Genomic DNA, 17,159 nt, shown 5'->3' with positions numbered 1-17,159 from the left:
CGTTATCGACATGCACTCCCCGCCCACCATTGCGATCATCGACGACGATCAATCGGTGCGGGAGTCATTGATCGATCTTCTCGAGGTTCTCGGCTTTTCCCCGACGTCCTATGAATCTGCCATCGATTTTCTCGCTTCGGCATCGGAGTCCGACGCAGATTGCCTGTTGCTCGACATCTCAATGCCCGGAATGAACGGGGTCGAGCTTAACGCAGAGTTGAAGAGCCGTTCCATCGCCATCCCTGTGGTTTTCATGACGGGCCATGCACAGGAAGCGATTATCTCTGAAGCTAAGTCAGCCGGCACATGTTTGTTCAAGCCGTTTGGCGGTCAGGAACTAAAGGCGGCTATCGAAGACGCCATTTCCGACTAGCATCTCAGGCCAAGCCGACCGATTTTGGCTCGCGCTGCTCTACCTCGGCATCCAATGGCAACGTGAAAATGAAGAGCGCACCACTTGGCTCGACGTTTTCCACCCAAAGCTTCCCGCCATGCGCCTCGACGATGGTTTTGCAGATCGCAAGCCCCATCCCCATTCCGTCGGGTTTTGTCGTAAAGTACGGCTCAAATACGCGATCCGCCGAGGTCAACCCGGGACCGTTGTCACGCACTTCGACCCTGATGTACCCCCCGTCCCTTTTAGCGCCAATTGACACCTTCGGGCGACCCACGTCCTGGTGTCCTGCTTCGAGTCCATTCCTGATTAGGTTGACGAGCACCTGCTGCACCTGCACTCGATCGAGGGTGATGGTCGGAAGGTCGGGTTCAAGGGTCATATCAAGGCTTGCGTTTCTGCGCATCGCCTCTTCAAGGGTCAGTTCTCGTGCCAACCTGACGACCTCGCCGACGGAACTCGGCTCCTTGGCATCATTGCTGTGCTTGAAAAGCGCCCGCACACGATTAAAGACATTCATTGTTGTCTCAGCGCTCCGAACCACTCTCTCCAGCGCCTTGACAGCTCGCTCGACATTTGGCGGATCGGCCGACAGCCAACGTTGGCTCGCGTCCGAACTCGACACGATGGAAGCGAGCGGCTGTCCTACCTCGTGGGCTATTGAAGCAGTCAGCTCTGCGAGGCTGGCCGCCTGGGTCGCGCGCGCCAGATTGCGTTGAGCGATTCCCAATTGCTCCTGATCTTTGACCCAGTCGTCAATATCGACACAGACACCGTTCCACTGGATCACAGCGCCATCCGAGCTTCGCATGGGCGCGGTGCGAGTTTCGACCCACCGATACTCCCCGTCGTGACGTCGAAGCCGGTGCTTCATCACGTAAGGCTCGCCCGTGTGCAGCGATCGACCGTATTGCTGGCGCACCACCTCGAGGTCGTCGGGATGGATTATTGCGTCTAGCGTCCCGTCTAACCGCGAATCGCGTAGGCCATCCTTCGCCTCGATCCCAAAGCCGAGAAACTCCTGAAGCTTCCGGCTGCGATAGATCGGCTTGCCCTCCGGCGTGGCGCAGTAGATCATCGTCGGAAGGGTCTCCACCAGTTCCTTCAATGATCTCTCATTCTCTCGAAGAGCCTCCTGGACCAAGACTTCGTCATCTACGTCGATCGCAAGTCCAAACCATTCGGTGATATTTCCGTCGTCGCCACGAAGCGGCTCGAACCTGCCGTCGGTCCAGCGGTATCCTCCCGCCGGCATCTTTCTTCGATATCGGATGGTGAAAGGCTGTCCGCGTTCCACACCGCGCAGAGCAGTTTCCACTGCGCCGACGTCTTCCGGATGAACGAACTCCAACGCTGTCTTCGCGAATTCCGACAGGTTGACGTTCGACAGTCCGAGCTCGTCCAGATATCGCTTGCTCACGTAAAGGAGCTCGCCTTCCGGCGTCCAGCTCCACATTTGAACGGGCATGGCATCAATCAGTTGCTGAAGGTGCCACTCGCTTCGTTTAAGGGCCTCCTCGGTCCGAACCTGATCATCGATGTCCAGGCAAAGCCCGTTCCATTGCACAACCCGGCCACTGCGGTCTTTAAGAGGGGCTCCCCGGCTCGACATCCAACGGTAGACGCCATCATGCCGACGGAGACGATACTGGGACGAGAAAGCCTCTCCGGTGGACAATGAATGGGAGAGTTCGGCAGCAAACCTCTCCTGATCGTCGGGATGTACGGCGACGCGGATCATGGACCTCAACCGGTTGCCGTTCTCTGGGACCAGCTCCCCGACGTCAACGCCAAGGAAATCCACCATTGGCTTGTTGAAAAAAGTCGGTTCTCCGTCGGGTCCAAGCCTCCAGAGATTGCTTGGGACAAAATTGACAATTTCGAGGAGCTCCTGCTCCCTGTCGCGGAGAGCCAAGAAATCGTGGCGTTGTAAGTCGGCATCTGCCGACGTCCCGCCCCTTTCGATCGTTTCGCGTCCCTCGTCCCTCGACAAGACTATCGGCACTGGGCCGTTATCGACGAACATCAGGATCAGCGCCACGCAAAGAGACGCTGCGAGGAAGAGGACCACGTCAATGGAGAGCGGGCTCGCGCCGGCAACGATCAACGCCACAACAGCGCAAACAAACATCCCGGATAAACACAAACGCAGGGCGTTCAACGCGCGACCACGGAACGCGAACAACAGCGCCGCGATTGCGGGCAAGAAGCCGAGCAACGTCCCAAGCAGAAATAGGACCAAAAATCCCAAGGAAAGAGCCAAAACGGCAGCCGCGGCAACGCGGTGTAGCCGAGAGAACCCAGCCAACACAGTCGCCGATGGCAAACTACTCAATGGCATGACCCGGTCACGTTCCAATAAAGAACAACTCCGTCTGGCGATCCGGACGGCCCTGGTCACAACGTAGCAGAAAGCCAAGGAGTTGAGGAGCCTCAGCTACCTCATAATTAGCGGCCTATCGGTCGTCTCCAGAGCCTGAATTGTCTCAGCGATGAAAGCCGTAAAAGCCTGTAGCCGCTGCGTGGGCATTCTTCCTAGCGCATGCAAGACCTGAAATGGTATAGGTTTGAGGCTTGCGGACGGGACAACCTCGACCAACACGCCCCGAGCGAGGTCGTCACGCACGATCATCTTGAGAATGTAACCCAGCCCAACGCCTGACTTTGCGGCTTGGTGAATGGCTGTCGCATTGTCGAGGTCCAATCGCCCTGTAGGTGTGAACTCCGTTCCATCGGCAAACCGAACGGGATATGGCCGCCCTCCGATCGAGTATCGCGCGAATGGCAGCTTGGACAGGTGCTCGATCGTCATCGTCCCATGACGACCTTCGAACGACGGCGAAGCAACCAGCGCCATCTCCAGATGTGCCAGGGTTCGTGAAACAAGCGAGTTCTGATCAGAATATCCAACGCGGTAGGCCGCATCGTATCCATCGCGTACGACGTCGGAATGGCGATCGCTCATGTCCAGACCGAGAGTTATCCTCGGATGGAGGACCATGAAGCGTTCAAACACTGGCGCGAGCAGCAGTCGGCCGAACTCTCCGGGCAGGCTGACGCGCAGGTGGCCGGATGGGTGTCGTGTGGACTGCACGATATCCCCAGCTTGCTCTATTTGGCTGAGGATCGGGCTCATCCGTTGAAAGAGCGCCTCGCCCTCCTGCGTCAAAGTCAGGGTCCGGGTCGTTCGGCGGAACAGTTTTGCACCGAGTATCACCTCAAGGCGCGACACTGCCTTCGAGGCTGCTGACGGGCTGGTCCCAATGACACGCGCTGCGCCAGTGAAGGAGCCTGTCTCGACAGCCCGACAGAACGCGAGCAATCCCGCGGTTTCATTGAGAAGACCCTGCAAAAGAACCTCTCCTTACTTTCGTCCCAGGTGGTGGGCTCTCAGTTTTCTCGAATTCCAGTTGGCGAACCAGGTCTTCGACACTCGTCGCATCGAGCACAGCACGCCATGCGGCGTCAGCCTCTTCAACTATGCGGCCAACCACTTGCAACATGTTCAGTGGCTTACGACTGCCAAAGTTCGCTACCCTGGCCTTCGACCTGAGAGTATCGGTAGGCCCCTCTATCGCCTCTACGATCTCCAGAATTGAAACTTCACCTGCTTGTCTGTTCAGATGATAACCGCCCCCCGGCCCATACGTAGCGGAAATCACCTTTCCCCGAGCCAACGCCTGGAGGGTCTTGGAAAGGTACTCCCTCGGCAGTCCGCATGTTTCAGCCAGGAAACTCGTACTGAGCGGCCCGTCTGAAGAAACGGCCATCAGCACGCAACAATGAAGTGCTTGTTGAACCTGCGTTCGCAATCTCATGTTTTTCTTCCGGGAGACGCATCACGCGTCGTCACGCCGGAATTACCCGGCAAACCCGAAAATAGCGGAATCAGGTACCCACGAGTAGCAAACTGATGTTTGGGTATGCACAGCCAACATGCTGCACTACTCGTCGGCGCGCAGGGGCGTAAAGGCCGTCACCTTGGGAACCTCGACCGCGAGGAAATCAACAAGTGACCGCACAGCAGGAAGAAGTCCGTTCCGGTACGGTATCAATGCGCTCATCCGGGCGTCGGCTGCCATCCATCCGGGAAGTATCTGCTGTAGCTTTCCCGCCTCGATCTCGTCTCGACAGATATATCCAGGCAAAGCCGCGACCCCTAGATTTGCGCAGGCAGCTTCTTTCAAGGCGATCATGTTGTTGCTGAGGAAACGGGGTTCGATAGGCACCTCGACCTCCTGCCCTCTCGGACCCTTCAGCCGCCATATATCCGCCCCATGCCGGTCATTTGCCAGTGTGGAGTGGACGGAAAGGGCCTGCGGGTCGGCAACATTGCCTGCCTGCTTCAGGTATTCCGGGCTTGCGAAGAGGTACCAAGGCACACTGGCGATACCCCTCTGGACGAGCGTTGAGTTTTGAAGCGACGCCACGTGGCCTCGCAGGGCCAGGTCAAATCCCTCGGCCACCATGTCAACCAAGCGATCGGTGGCAATCTCGACGATCCGCACTTTCGGGTATCGGTTCAGGAAGGTCGGAATGACATCCCGAAGGGCGAACTGCGCGATCTCGACTGCGGTCGTGATCCGGATTGTCCCACTCGGCTCATGCAGCCTCTGGCGGACAAACTCTTCGGCCGTGTCTGCGGAATGCAGAACCTGGAGTGCATACTGGTAAAATTCAGCTCCGACATCCGTCATCCCGAACTGGCGGGACGTGCGATTGATCAACCGCACACCGAGAGAATCCTCCAATTCTCGAACTCTATGGCTGAGAGTGGATTTCGGTACGCGGAGGCTCTCCCCGGCAGCGGTAAACCCTCCGCGGTCAACGACTTGGATAAAGAAGTACACGTCCTTGAGGTCGAGCATGGGCAACTACTACCTTGGTGTACGGAGGCAAAAAAAAGGTCGTCGCGACGGATCGCGACGACCTTAATCAATCGGCAGCTGTAAGGTAAGAGGCCAAGTGACCAGGGTGTTCAGCTAACGAATTCAACGAAGTCTTCGATCGCCAGCTTGTGGTTGACCATATTGTTCTCGGCAAGGCTGTTGTCGGCCCAACCGAGAGACATTCCGGCGATGACCATATCCGTCTCCGGGAAACCCAACTCTTCGCGAAGCATTTCGTGCTGAAGCGACCAAATCTGCTGGGCGCATGTGTCCAGACCACGCGCCTTGGCGGCCAGCATCAGATTTTGGAGGAAACAGCCATAGCAAATGAAACTCGCCCATTCGAGTTTGCGGTCCATGGTAAAGATCATTCCAACCGGTGCCTCGAAAAACCTGAACTGGCGTTCCACGTCCTTCAGCCTGCCGTATTTGTCACTCCGCGGAACGCCGACCGCATCGCCAAGTTGGCCCCGAAAGAGGTTGAAGCGGCTGATGAACGGATCGTGGAGGGGCTGCGGGAAGAATGGATACTCGGGGGCCAGCTTCTCCGGCCCCGCCCGGAAGATATCGACCGCCTTAGACGTGATGCGGTTTCTGGCATCTCCCGTCAGAACATAGCATCGCCATGGCTGAGTATTGCTGGAGCTCGGCGCGAAGCGAGCCGCATTCAGTATGTCATGGACTGTGTCAGCCGGCACAGGCGTCCCCAGGAAACCCCTCTTCGCGCGCCTTTCCACCATGATTTGATCGACGACGCTTGCTCGGTCAGTATCGGATTCGTCCCACTTTAGATTGGCGTGCATAGCAGCTCCCCTTTCGTTTTTCTGAGCTGTTGAGCAGAGTAATGGCTATCGGAAGTTTTAGAAGTTCCTGAGCTTGTACGCATGATCCAACACAGTTGAACGATGCCCCTGGGTGACGGCTATTCAACCGTCCGTGCGAGCTTAGCCTCCTCCGAACATACTCCTTATCGCGTGAACGAGATCGACACGGCCACTGTCCGGCTGGATGGTTGCCGGTGGGCCGCCTTCGATGTGCGAGCCATGCCGATGCAACCGCCTCGTGAGGTCGTCGACCAAGCCAGGTTTACCCGCGAGTATTTCGTCAAACACCGACTTCTGTATCTCGAAGAGTGTGACGGGAGTGAGGGTCAGCGACTGGGTGGCCTCAGGCTGGCCGGCTAGGACGCCCAAGGCCCCAAGGATATCGCCGGGAGCAAGTCTCGCCACTATCTCCCCCTCGTCGCGGCGCAACGCAACGCCTTCGCGAATGATCAAGAGGTTCTTGGATATCGCTCCCTTCGACAAAAGGTCTTCCCCCGCGGCCACCTTCCTCTCGGCTGCGTTTGCGGAAATCGCCGCGCGTTCGTCCTCCGTCAAATCCGAGAAGAGCGGGATCGATCCGAGCAAAGTGAGGATCGAGACTTCAGGAGCAGCGATCTGGCTGTCCTGGAAAATCTGGGTTCCCAGCGGCATGGCAAGAACGAGGCCGTTGGCCTTGCAATGCCGATATACAAGATCGATGACTTCGTTCCTGGCGGCACTTCGTTGGGCAAGGCTGGTGACCTTAAAATAGAGCTGAATGTCGATCGCGCAGGCGTCTATCCCAATGAGGGAAACGCTGGACGGAGGCTCCTGGACGATGCTGTTGCAGCTGCTCAGGGCGTCAAGCATCACTTTGACGACGAAAGCCGGAGTGTGCATTGGGACGATACGCACGCCCAATACGATTTGGTGCATCTCGTCAGGTTTGCTTACGTTCGTCAAACCTTGCTTGGCAAGAACGCTGTTCGGCATAACCACCAGATTGTGGGCACCCGTCAGCAAGTAAGTCGAACGCCAGTTGCTCGCGACGACCCTGCCCTCCGTTTGGTCGGGCAGCAAAATCCAGTCGCCGATCGTGTAAGGCCTTCCCAACGTCAGTGCGATACCCGAAAAGACGTCGCCGAGGGTATTTTGCAGAGCCAGACCAAGGATAATGGCGAACACGCCGGAAGTGGCGAGGAGCGTACCGATCGGGACGCCGAAAACAAACGCCATTACCGACAGAAGGACTCCAAGGTAGACGATGGCGACCAAGAGGTCTTGGATGAGCCTTGCTTCTCTCGGTCTCCCGTCGAGAACGATGTAGATTCGAACGAAGCCGATCGTCGCCCACGACAGGTGCGTCCACCATAGTATCTTGGCGATGACAACGAGCGATCCGGTTCCGTCCAAATGCGGGGCGTCGAAACGAAACGGCATAATGCCTGCAAAAACGAGGGTCGCAGTCATCCCGAGAAAAAAGGCGATTTGAGTGACCAGTCTCTCGTTTGGCCGGGACCGACCCTGGAGGTGCCAGACGACGATACCCGCGATTCCGAGTATATTGATCAGCACGGTAAGAAGAAACGTATCTTGAGACATCGGAGCCTATATGCGCGACGGGCCGCATGCGGAAATCGCTCTACCCCATCGCCTCTCAGAGGATTTTTAGCTCCATTCCTATCCCTTGAAGGGCCGTTCCGATACTAAACCAATTGGTAGGGGCTCTGGTCGAATATATCGATCCACCCGGGCTGCGCCTTCACTCGATCCAGCCACGAGGCAATCGAGGGAAAACGGTCCATTTCATATTTTCCTTGGTGAGCCAAAGAGACATATGTGAAGACCGAAAGGTCGGCCACGGTGTAACGATCTCCCACCAGCCAATCGTGATTTTCGACCCAGCGCTCCAACTTCTCAAGCCCGAGGTATCCGTCGGTATGCAGGCGCTCGATTTGCTGGGACATTTTGTCTGCCAAGCCGCGAATGTGGTAGACCCGGGCCATGGCAAGAAACCTCTGAAGGTCGCCTTGTTCGAACATCATCCAGCCGATCACCTGAGATCGCAGGTATGGATCGCTGTGAAGGTATTCTGTCCCCTCGCTGAGGTAGAGGAGAATGGCCGCTGACTCGACGACCGTCCGCCCGTCTTCAAGTTCCAAGACCGGGACGCGGCTAAACCGGTTCAACGCATAGAAGGCGTCCGTCTTTGTCTCACCGGATTCCAGGTCGAGCGTGCGCCTCTCGAACGGGATTTTCAGCTGATTGAGGAGAATTCTTATTTTCCATGAGTTGCCGGAATAGCGGCTGTCATAGAGCGTAAGCATCTCGTGTTCCCCTCGCCTTGCTGCTGGACCGAGTCACACTTTAGCTCCTAACCCACAGGTATGGCTATAAAATTTGGGTTTGTATTCGTCCTAATACGCTCAACCGGCGATGTACGAACGTATGTATTCTGCCTCGTATTCGATAGCCTTGATGTGATGTCGCACGGCATCCCCAATCGACACGATACCCGCAAGCCGGCCGTTCTGCTCGACTGGCAGATGCCGCGCCTTGTGCTTGTTCATAGCGTCCATCAGACCATTGATGCTCGTTGTGCGGTTGCAGGAAAAGACATTCTTCCACATGACGTCCGACAGACGCATTTCCATGCAGGAGATGCCACGCTGCGCGATTGCGGCAACGACGTCGCGTTCGGTGAAAATGCCCTCGATCCGGTTTTCCCGATCAACGATAATGACTGCGCCGATATGGTGGGTGTGGAGCAATCGGCAGGCATCCTGCACGGTGTCGCTACCCGTCGCCGTCACGACGTCGCATCCCTTTTCCATCAAAATTGCATGTACCGACATTTGGTCCTCCCCCTGTTATCGATATTTCGACTGAACGCCCGTGGCGTCTCCACGAAGAAGTCGCTCGACCTGTCCCGCAAAGGCGACGAGCTCGCTATCCCGCCCCCTCCCGGCGACGATCTGCAGTCCTATCGGCAGCCCGTCCGTCACCCCCGGAAGAATTGGCAAAGATAGCGCTGGCAATCCCGCTAGGTTGAAAGGCGCGGTATAGGTCATCAATGCCTCCCGGATGCTGCCTTTCCAGGCACCGATCTCGATCGTCTCGGTCCGGCGTCCAGGAGCGGTGCAAGGGCATGTGGGAAGAAGCAAGAAGTCGAAATCCTGCATCGCGATCTCGAGTTGGCCAACGAATTCTCGTCGGGCTCGTTGACTGTCTGCATAGCTTCCGATGGTGCATTGAGCCGCCAAGGCGAGCCTGCCCGCAGTCTCGGAGCCGTATGAAGCACGGATTTGCTCCATATCGCGCCGGCCGAAATGCACCATGCCCCCTTCCGCGAGCACGATGCCGCCAAATGCCTCGAACCCCCGCTTGAAGGATGGCAGACCATGGACACTCGTCATGTCGTGGCAGGGTTTTAGGGTAGCGCACGCCAGGTCGAACGAATGTCGCACGTCAGCGGACATCGGCGCTTCATCTTCGATGACAATCCCCAAACGATATCGGACCACCGAGGGTTGGTCTTCGCACGCGATGCCGAGAGCACTCGCTATCGTTCTCACATCACCAACGCACCCGCCCATGATACCGACGTGATCCAGCGACGGAGCGAGTGGGAACACGCCCTTTGTAGACAGCATCCCATAGGTCGGCTTGAAGCCAACTATTCCGCAAAGAGCAGCAGGAATGCGGACCGAGCCCCCGGTGTCGGTGCCTAGACCCGCGCTCACGGCCCCGTACGCAATGGCCGCGGCCATTCCACCGCTCGAACCGCCCGGAGTTCTTTCGTGATCCCAAGGGTTCAGGGTGTCGCCAAAGTGATCACTGACCGTCGTCACGCCCCAAGCAAATTCATGGGTTGTGGTCTTCCCTACGATCGCTGCCCCGTTTTCTTTGAGGGCACGGACCATAACGGCGTCTACCGAAGGCACGTTTTTCGAATATGCCGACGAACCATAGCGGGTCGCCAGTCCTGCCGTATCGACCAGGTCCTTCACCGCCACCGGAATGCCTTCCAGCGCCCGCGCGGTACGATCTCGAAAACGGTAGTCAGATGCGGCCGCGGAGAGCCTAGCTCCGGCGACATCGATTTCCGCGAATGCGTTGATTTCGGAACGGCAGTCTTGCGCGGCGGCGATCGCCGTCTCAATCGCTACCGACGGAAGGAGAAGGCCTGAGCAGAAGTCTGAACGCATTTCGTCTATCGTTTTGGCCATGTCGCTCCCCCGGGCCTACCAAAGGCTCTCAAGGAGGTCCGCGAGTTTGCCTTGGGCATCCTTTCCGAGATCATTGACTTCCCGCGGGTAGTTTTCGACCAACAACTCGGAGACATTGGCGAGCTGAGCCTTGTCGACGCCGACATCTCTCAGTTTCGAGGGTAGTCCGAGGACTTCCACGGCCCCGGCGATTTCGCGGGAAAGGGCAGCCGCGGCGTCTTCGCCCGATGCCTCGTCATTAAAAATGGTGAGCTTGTCGCCATAGAAGCCGGCGCAGGCCCTGATCACGGGTGCCAGCGTGACGCAGGACGTGACGCTATGCGGGACGCCGAACGTCCCTCCGAGAATATGTCCGATACGATGGCTCAGCCCGTAAATCACCGACGCCGGGAAGAAATAGCATTGCCAGGCAGCCAGCTGAAGTTGGAGCAAGTCATCCAACGTGATCGATCCCGCATTGAGCGCCTCCTTCGTCTCGACTCCGGAGGGCCATTTGTTCAGAACCCTCAGAAATCGCCGAGCGCCGCTTGCGGCGAGGACAGCGTGCGGGTGATCCGCGTCGACGAGACGCATTCCCTCGACAGCATGATCGATCCCCTTGATGGCGGACGACAGCAATAACGTCCTTGGGGTGCCTCGGATCAGTTCGGGGTCTATAATCACGACACGCGGTGCCGTCTCCCTGACGGCATAGCTACGCTTGAACTTCATGGTCCCCGAAGTCTCGGTAACACCGAAGTAGTGCGAGAATTCGGAGCCAGACAGCGTGGTGGGAAGCGCGACGATGGGTAGGTACCGTCCATGCCGGACATGGTGAAAGTGCGACGCAGCCTTCGCAGCATCCAGCACCGATCCTCCGCCAAGCGCGATGATCGATTTGGCTCCCGCACTTTCGCACGATCGCAAGGCTTCGTTGACGGCAGCCTCGGGGACATGCGGCGGCAAGTCCAGAAATTCACCCACCACCTCGGAGCCGATCGCCGAAACCAGCCTTTCCGCCAGCCCTGCCAGCGGCTCGACGGTGAACAGGATCGGCTTCTCGATACCATAGCGGCCGAGCGCCCCCATGGCATCGATCAGGACCTCTTGCCCCCAGATGACCTTTTCCTGTGGTAGAAAATCAAGCTGCTGCATGCTTTGCTCCTGTCATCTCGGGAACCATCATTGACTACGGCAGTACCGGTACCGGAGCCGGGCGGTATGCGATGTGCCGTTCGATTTCCCGGCGCTCGCCTTCGAGCTGTTCGGGAAGGCAAAGCTTCTGACCGAGATGGCTGGCGTCCTCGTCGACCGAAAAGCGGTTCGGCGTGGATAGCGCGCAGATATGGCCGTCGGGATCGCGGAACAGGAACTGCCGCGCGTACACCGTGTCCTGGACTGAAGACACTTCGATGCCGATCTTTTTGAAACGAGCATGTTCGTCGGCGAGAGCGGCCTCGTTCTCGACTTCCAGAGCAAAATGGTGAGAAAGGCCGGTCCCCAACCTGCCGCTCTTGTATCCAGGCAGCCCGAAGAACGTCAGCACCGAGCCCGGCGACAGCTCCTCGTCGCAGGCGTAGTAGAAATGGGTGCCGCCCTTCTCGTCGAGATAGTCGGTCTTCTTGATGAGGCGCAGCCCGACCTTCTCCACGAAGAAGTTCTCGGTGCGCTCTGCGTCGCTCGAAATCGACGTGATGTGATGGAAGCCGCGAAGTGCGAAATCTGCTGTCACGAGCGGCAACGGCTGGGGCCATGTCTCCGCCGCCACCTGCAGCTCGTCGCGGCCGCCGATAAGGTTTTCCTTGGGTTGGCGGCGGAAGCCGGAACCGAGCACGGTCTCGTCGTGCCCGAAACCCGGCTCCGTCGTGGCGATTTCGATGATGGCCCCGTCCGGGTCGCGCAGGTAGATCGCATGGAAATAATGCCTGTTGTAGGGGCCAGTGACATGAACGCCGTGGTCTGAGAGCCGGCGCTTCCACTTGAGCAAGCCGTCCCTGTTCGGCACGTGCAATGCAAGGTGATGGTTCGTCCCGGCACCCCAGCGACCCTTAGGATCACCGACACGAGGGTTCGCGACGCCGTCGCGCGTGGCGGCCTGTTCCACGAACCCGCGGTCCGGCATCATGTAGAAGATCGGGTTCCACTCGATATAGGTGATGGTTTCCCCGCGCTGCGGCTCGCCTTGGAACAACTGGAAACCAAAGGTAACGATCGGCAGACGAGCATCGTGGTGATGGACTGTCCGCTTGACGACCGGCAGACCGAGAACCCTGCCGTAAAAGTCCTCCGTGCGCTTGATGTTGGCCGCAACGAAAGTCTGGCTGCTGACGCCTCTTATAACCATCTGATTCATGTTCCACCTTTTCGAATTATCGTTCCTTCTCGGCCTTCGCTGGCTCGATTGGGGGGAACCCTAGAGCGACCGCCGCTGACTCAGAAGTCGGTCCAAGGGAGACGGAGCGTCCAAAAACATGGACGCGCGGGGGTGAACAGCGTGTGGTCTGAAAGGACTCGCGCCAAATGTTGCCGATTTTCCGCTGGCTCGACGTCTGGACTGACACATCCACATGGTGATCGTCCAAAGTTTTGGACGCACGTTCTGGCTTTTGACGGCTTCTTACGGCCGCTCAGGTTCGCCATTTTCCGGTCAACGCTTCGGCACGGGCCGACAGCAGCAACGCCGGAGGCAGACATGTCGAAACCCAAAGTGCTAATCGCATTCTATTCGCGGAACAGCTCCACCGAAATTCTCGCAAACGCGATCGCTCAGGGAGCCATCGACGAGGGTGCGGAAGTGCGCCTTCGACGGACGCGCGAGTTCGTCGGCGACGACGTCATGTCCCAGGTTCCTGGCTGGCGCGAGAACGCCCATGCGATGAACGAGAAGTACGAAGCCCCCACCGAAGCAGACGCCGAATGGGCAGATGCGATCGTGTTCGGCACGCCAACCCGTTTCGGCTCCATTTCCTCCGAACTCAAGGCGTATATCGACGGGCTCGGCGGTCTGTGGTTCCAGGGAAAGCTCAACGGCAAGGTAGGATCGGTTTTCGGCTCGACTTCATCCCTGCACGGCGGCAATGAATCCACCCTGCTGTCGATCTACACTCCGATGGCGCACCTGGGGCTTATCATCGTTCCGCTCGGCTACGCCGACCCTGCGATGTTCAAGGCCGGCACTCCATACGGAGCGACACACGTTTCAGCCCGCGACACACAGAAGCCGGACGACGATCATCTTGCCGTCGCGCGTTTCCAAGGTCGTCGCGTCGCCTCCGTGGCACGCGGCTTGCTCCACGCCAAGATTCCCGGCGCAGCAGCCTGACAACACAATGAGGGTGCGCCCCAAGGCGCACTCTCCGTCGAGGAGGATGGCATGGCACCGCGTGGTCAAAGGCCGGATCGGTCATTCCTTCGTCGCCTGGCAAACCGCATTGCCAAAATCTGGCTGGCGATGGGTGACCTCGGGAAAGCGCATTGCGTTCACGATATCCCTCCATCAACCCGCACCGCATCGTCTCGACAACGTCCACGGAACCAACGGAACGACCCGGACTGAAGCGATCCAAAAGCCGCCTTCCGGCTCTCGAAGAAGAGTTATGGCCGAACAGACAAAGATCGACGCCGATTTCTCTAGGCCCGTCATAGACGACCTGACCGTTGAAATCGCCGACGTCTCCAACGAAAGCATTGTGATCTACGACATGGAAGGGCGCATCGTTCATTGGAACGAAGCGTCCCAGTTGTTCTATGGCGTCGTGAATGTCGAAGCTGTTGGAAAGACCGCCGTAGAAATTTTCGGGTCGTCTGACGATGCGCCGGCGTTCGAGGAAATTGCTTCGAAGCGCGCTTGGCAGGGAATTGTCCAGCGACGGAAGCCCGACGGTTTGCCAGTCCTCGTCGATGTACGAATAAAGTTTCGTCCGGAGACCGAAAGCCATGCCGGTGCGTTCATCGAGTATGGCCGCCCAGCCGATCCCCGTATAGTGGAAGGGCAATCCGTTGGTTTTCAGCGGGACTGGGTCGCTGTCTGGAGTGTTGATGTCACGGATGCCGCCGCGGTGTTCGGTGACTTGATGGGCGGGGAGAAGGCGGCCTCAAGGGAGGCGTCGTCGATTGATCCGCGCCTGATAGCCGACCATCTCAAAATCAAAGATTTGAACCTGACGGCGGCCAAACTCTTCGCAAACGAGAAAAGCCCGAATTCCGTCATCGGGAAGAGCGCCTACCGCTGCTGGCCGAAAAACCATAGAGACGCGCTGCTCGACATGACGTTTGCAGTGCTGGTGATGTCGGAACACGAAAATCCAATCGTCAGGCAGACAGTCGGAGTTGATACGCTGACCGTCTGGCGCTCCAGTGCTGAGCACCCTACCCTGCTTTCGGTCAGCGTGACCGGCTCCTGGACCGATCCGGAAACCTATTGGGAAATATCCGCGAGCGAGCAACGCTATCGCCATCTGATCGACAATATCCCCATCCCCGTTTGGCAGGTCGACGCGCGAGTCATGAGCGGCGTGATTGAAAGGCTGAAGGCGTCGGGTATTGACGACATTGAGCAGTATCTTGAATCCCAACCCGACCTAGTTCGCTTCGCGAGCGAGGCTGTTGTTGTCACCGAGATCAACGAAAGCGCGATGCGCCTTTTCCGCGGGACCCGTCGAGAAGACTTTCTACAAAACGTGTCCTATCTCTTTGCCGGAACACCTGCCGCAGCCGCCCGCGTGGTGATGGCGCACTTCGGTGGCGGCCGAAACTACACCGAGGAGATGAAAATCCTCGCGTTCGATGGCGAGCTTCTCGATGTCCTGTTTTATGTGACGTTTCCTCAGTATCCGGAGAAACTCGACAAGACCTTGATCATGATGATCGATGTCACCGAACAACGTCGTATCGAGAGGCAGCTGAGAAAGATCGAAGCAGACTTCGCACACGCGGCCCGGATATCAGCACTTGGCGAGCTGGTGACATCGATAGCCCATGAAGTCCGTCAGCCCCTGTCCGTGATTGTGACCGATGCCGACACTGGAATACGTTGGCTGACAAGGGATGAGCCAAACCTTCCTAAGGTGAAGACCATCATGGCGCGTATCATGGAAAACGCGCATCGAGCCAACGAGGTAATCCGCAGGATCAAGGACATGGCGGTGAAATCCGACCCAGTCCGCGACTTCATCGATCTCAACGATATCGTGCGGGAAGCCGTTCTGTTCGTAAGGTCGGAGAGCCAGGCACATCACATCGTGATCGCTTCCCGTCTCACGGGCGGCCTGAGACGCATCCTCGGCGACCGAGTTCAGCTTCAACAGGTGATCGTAAACCTGCTCATCAACGGCATTCAAGCGATTGCCGCGGGCAACGGACGCGCCCGAGAAATTTCGGTAGAGACGACCCAGTCGGGAGACAAAGTGCTGCTCACAGTGCGGGATACCGGTGGAGGAATTAGAGCTGACGACATCGAGAAGATTTTCGATGGCTTTTTCTCTCGGAAGGCAGATGGGATGGGGATGGGACTTGCCATATGCCGGTCCATCATCGGCGATCATGGCGGGACGATCTCAGCTAACAACGAGGGAAGCGTCGGCGCGGTTTTTCACGTCACACTGCCTATCGTCTAGCGGGCTCGGGAAGTTGCAATTGAAACATTTCCTCGTTGATTTGCATATAGATAGCAAACGTTGGTTTACTTGTTCGAGGGGGAGAAGGTGGTAGAATGCGCTCTAATCTGATGCCATCAAATCCGGTTGGAGGACCTGTCATGGCAGACGTTGCCGAATCCGTCGAACCGCCGGCAAACTACCGGCAGATCGTCCACATCGTGGAGGACGACGAAGAGCTGCGCCTTTCACTTTTGGACCTCTTCCAATCGTTGGGCATAGATGCCGAGGCATTTGAAGATGCACCGTCCTTCCTACAGAACGCGTCCAGGACTGCGTCGGGATGCGTTCTGCTCGACGTGCGTCTGCCTGGGGTCAACGGTATCGAATTTCAGTCCAAACTGAGCGCCAATGGTTTCGATCTACCAGTCGTCTTCATGACAGCACACGGTGACGTGGCAACCAGCGTGACGGCGATGAAGGCCGGCGCGGTGGACTTTCTACAGAAGCCCCTTCGCACGTACGACCTGATAGAGGCGATAAAGGCCGCGTTTGCTCTGGATCAGGGTCAATTGCAGCTGAGGTTCCAGCGAATGGAGGTGAGATCGCGAGTCGCGACCCTTACTCCGCGCGAAACGCAAATGCTTGCGCTCGTCGCCAGTGGACTGATGAACAAGCAAATCGCCTTCGAACTAGGCATCAGCGAGATCATGGTGAAACTTCACCGCGGCAGTGTGATGAGAAAGATGCGTGCGAAGTCGCTGGCCGACCTCGTGCGGCAGTTCGAACTCGTCAGCTAGGATATCTCAACCTCCCGACACCGAAACAATGTCAGGCTAGCCATGGCCAGCTCCACAATCAGAGGTTCAATGCGTTCCAAGCCACACACTACGGTCGCCATCGTTGACGACGACCTGTCTTTGCTGGAGTCGCTGCACGACTTCTTTGACGCTATGGGCATCGACAGCAAGACCTACCGCTCTGCGAATGAATTCCTGGCATCCGGCGACGTCAATAACGTCCATTGCGTGCTCGCTGATCTGAAAATGCCAGGGATGAGCGGGCTGCAACTGCTGGAATCGTTGATCCGCCAGGATGGCCCGCCGGTCTGTATCATGACCTCCTTCGCCGACAGCAGGACCCGAGCCGCCGCAGTCCGCGGAGGCGCGGCGGGCTTTCTCGAAAAGCCTATCAATTCAGCGGACCTGCTCACCTTCATCTCGACGAAAAGCCGGCACTGAGACGCGCCGGTCTGGCATCGGTCAAACTGA

The 17,159-nt window shown here is 57.8% G+C and carries 15 protein-coding genes; 5 read left to right on the top strand and 10 right to left on the bottom strand.

The features are described 5' to 3' along the window. The first annotated feature begins 10 nt into the window (after positions 1-10). Positions 11-373, top strand: a complete 363-nt coding sequence (locus tag F2982_RS20685) for a response regulator (RefSeq protein WP_203430703.1) — start codon at positions 11-13, stop codon at positions 371-373. Between the two features lie 4 nt (positions 374-377). On the opposite strand, the gene F2982_RS20680 is transcribed toward F2982_RS20685, so the two are convergent. The 10 genes from F2982_RS20680 to F2982_RS20630 all read right to left on the bottom strand — a co-directional run bounded on the left by F2982_RS20680 (position 378) and on the right by F2982_RS20630 (position 12,647). Next, entirely contained in the window at positions 378-2,657 is a 2,280-nt protein-coding gene (locus F2982_RS20680) for a PAS domain-containing protein (protein WP_246777626.1), read from the bottom strand. A gap of 174 nt (positions 2,658-2,831) precedes the next feature. Further along, positions 2,832-3,746 carry a LysR family transcriptional regulator gene (locus tag F2982_RS20675; RefSeq protein WP_203430702.1) on the bottom strand — a complete coding sequence of 305 codons (915 nt, stop codon included), beginning with the start codon at positions 3,744-3,746 and terminating at the stop codon, positions 2,832-2,834. 592 nt (positions 3,747-4,338) lie between these two features. Continuing rightward, positions 4,339-5,262 (bottom strand): LysR substrate-binding domain-containing protein, encoded by a 924-nt coding sequence (locus F2982_RS20665; protein ID WP_203430700.1) that lies wholly within the window; start codon positions 5,260-5,262, stop codon positions 4,339-4,341. A 110-nt stretch (positions 5,263-5,372) separates the two neighbouring features. Beyond that, positions 5,373-6,086 (bottom strand): nitroreductase, encoded by a 714-nt coding sequence (locus tag F2982_RS20660; protein WP_203430699.1) that lies wholly within the window; start codon positions 6,084-6,086, stop codon positions 5,373-5,375. Between the two features lie 141 nt (positions 6,087-6,227). Continuing rightward, positions 6,228-7,688 carry a mechanosensitive ion channel family protein gene (locus F2982_RS20655; RefSeq protein WP_203430698.1) on the bottom strand — a complete coding sequence of 487 codons (1,461 nt, stop codon included), beginning with the start codon at positions 7,686-7,688 and terminating at the stop codon, positions 6,228-6,230. Positions 7,689-7,792: 104 nt separating this feature from the next. Continuing rightward, positions 7,793-8,413: a glutathione S-transferase family protein gene (locus F2982_RS20650; RefSeq protein WP_203430697.1), complete on the bottom strand. Its 621-nt coding sequence runs from the start codon at positions 8,411-8,413 to the stop codon at positions 7,793-7,795. Between the two features lie 99 nt (positions 8,414-8,512). After that, positions 8,513-8,941 carry a CBS domain-containing protein gene (locus tag F2982_RS20645; protein ID WP_203430696.1) on the bottom strand — a complete coding sequence of 143 codons (429 nt, stop codon included), beginning with the start codon at positions 8,939-8,941 and terminating at the stop codon, positions 8,513-8,515. A gap of 15 nt (positions 8,942-8,956) precedes the next feature. Further along, a complete protein-coding gene (locus tag F2982_RS20640) occupies positions 8,957-10,315 on the bottom strand; it encodes an amidase (protein ID WP_203430695.1) in 1,359 nt (452 codons plus the stop codon). A gap of 15 nt (positions 10,316-10,330) precedes the next feature. Next, the gene (locus F2982_RS20635) at positions 10,331-11,449 is read right to left on the bottom strand and encodes an iron-containing alcohol dehydrogenase (protein ID WP_203430694.1); all 1,119 of its coding nucleotides are present in this window, start codon (positions 11,447-11,449) and stop codon (positions 10,331-10,333) included. A 34-nt stretch (positions 11,450-11,483) separates the two neighbouring features. Then, entirely contained in the window at positions 11,484-12,647 is a 1,164-nt protein-coding gene (locus F2982_RS20630; RefSeq protein WP_203430693.1) for a VOC family protein, read from the bottom strand. 339 nt (positions 12,648-12,986) lie between these two features. Here F2982_RS20630 and wrbA point away from each other — a divergent pair, with 339 nt between their 5' ends. From wrbA to F2982_RS20610, 4 genes are all read left to right on the top strand, one after another. Then, the gene (wrbA, locus tag F2982_RS20625) at positions 12,987-13,616 is read left to right on the top strand and encodes an NAD(P)H:quinone oxidoreductase (protein ID WP_203430692.1); all 630 of its coding nucleotides are present in this window, start codon (positions 12,987-12,989) and stop codon (positions 13,614-13,616) included. A gap of 46 nt (positions 13,617-13,662) precedes the next feature. Next, positions 13,663-15,909: an ATP-binding protein gene (locus F2982_RS20620; RefSeq protein ID WP_203430691.1), complete on the top strand. Its 2,247-nt coding sequence runs from the start codon at positions 13,663-13,665 to the stop codon at positions 15,907-15,909. A 140-nt stretch (positions 15,910-16,049) separates the two neighbouring features. Further along, positions 16,050-16,688, top strand: a complete 639-nt coding sequence (locus F2982_RS20615) for a response regulator (RefSeq protein WP_203430690.1) — start codon at positions 16,050-16,052, stop codon at positions 16,686-16,688. 69 nt (positions 16,689-16,757) lie between these two features. Further along, positions 16,758-17,129 (top strand): response regulator, encoded by a 372-nt coding sequence (locus tag F2982_RS20610; RefSeq protein WP_203430689.1) that lies wholly within the window; start codon positions 16,758-16,760, stop codon positions 17,127-17,129. Positions 17,130-17,159: the final 30 nt, after the last annotated feature.

This window comes from Rhizobium sp. BG4 (assembly GCF_016864575.1).
In the GTDB taxonomy this organism is placed as follows: domain Bacteria; phylum Pseudomonadota; class Alphaproteobacteria; order Rhizobiales; family Rhizobiaceae; genus Rhizobium.
The sequence above is the reverse complement of the archived record's forward strand: the minus strand, read 5'-3'. Positions and strand labels throughout refer to the sequence as shown.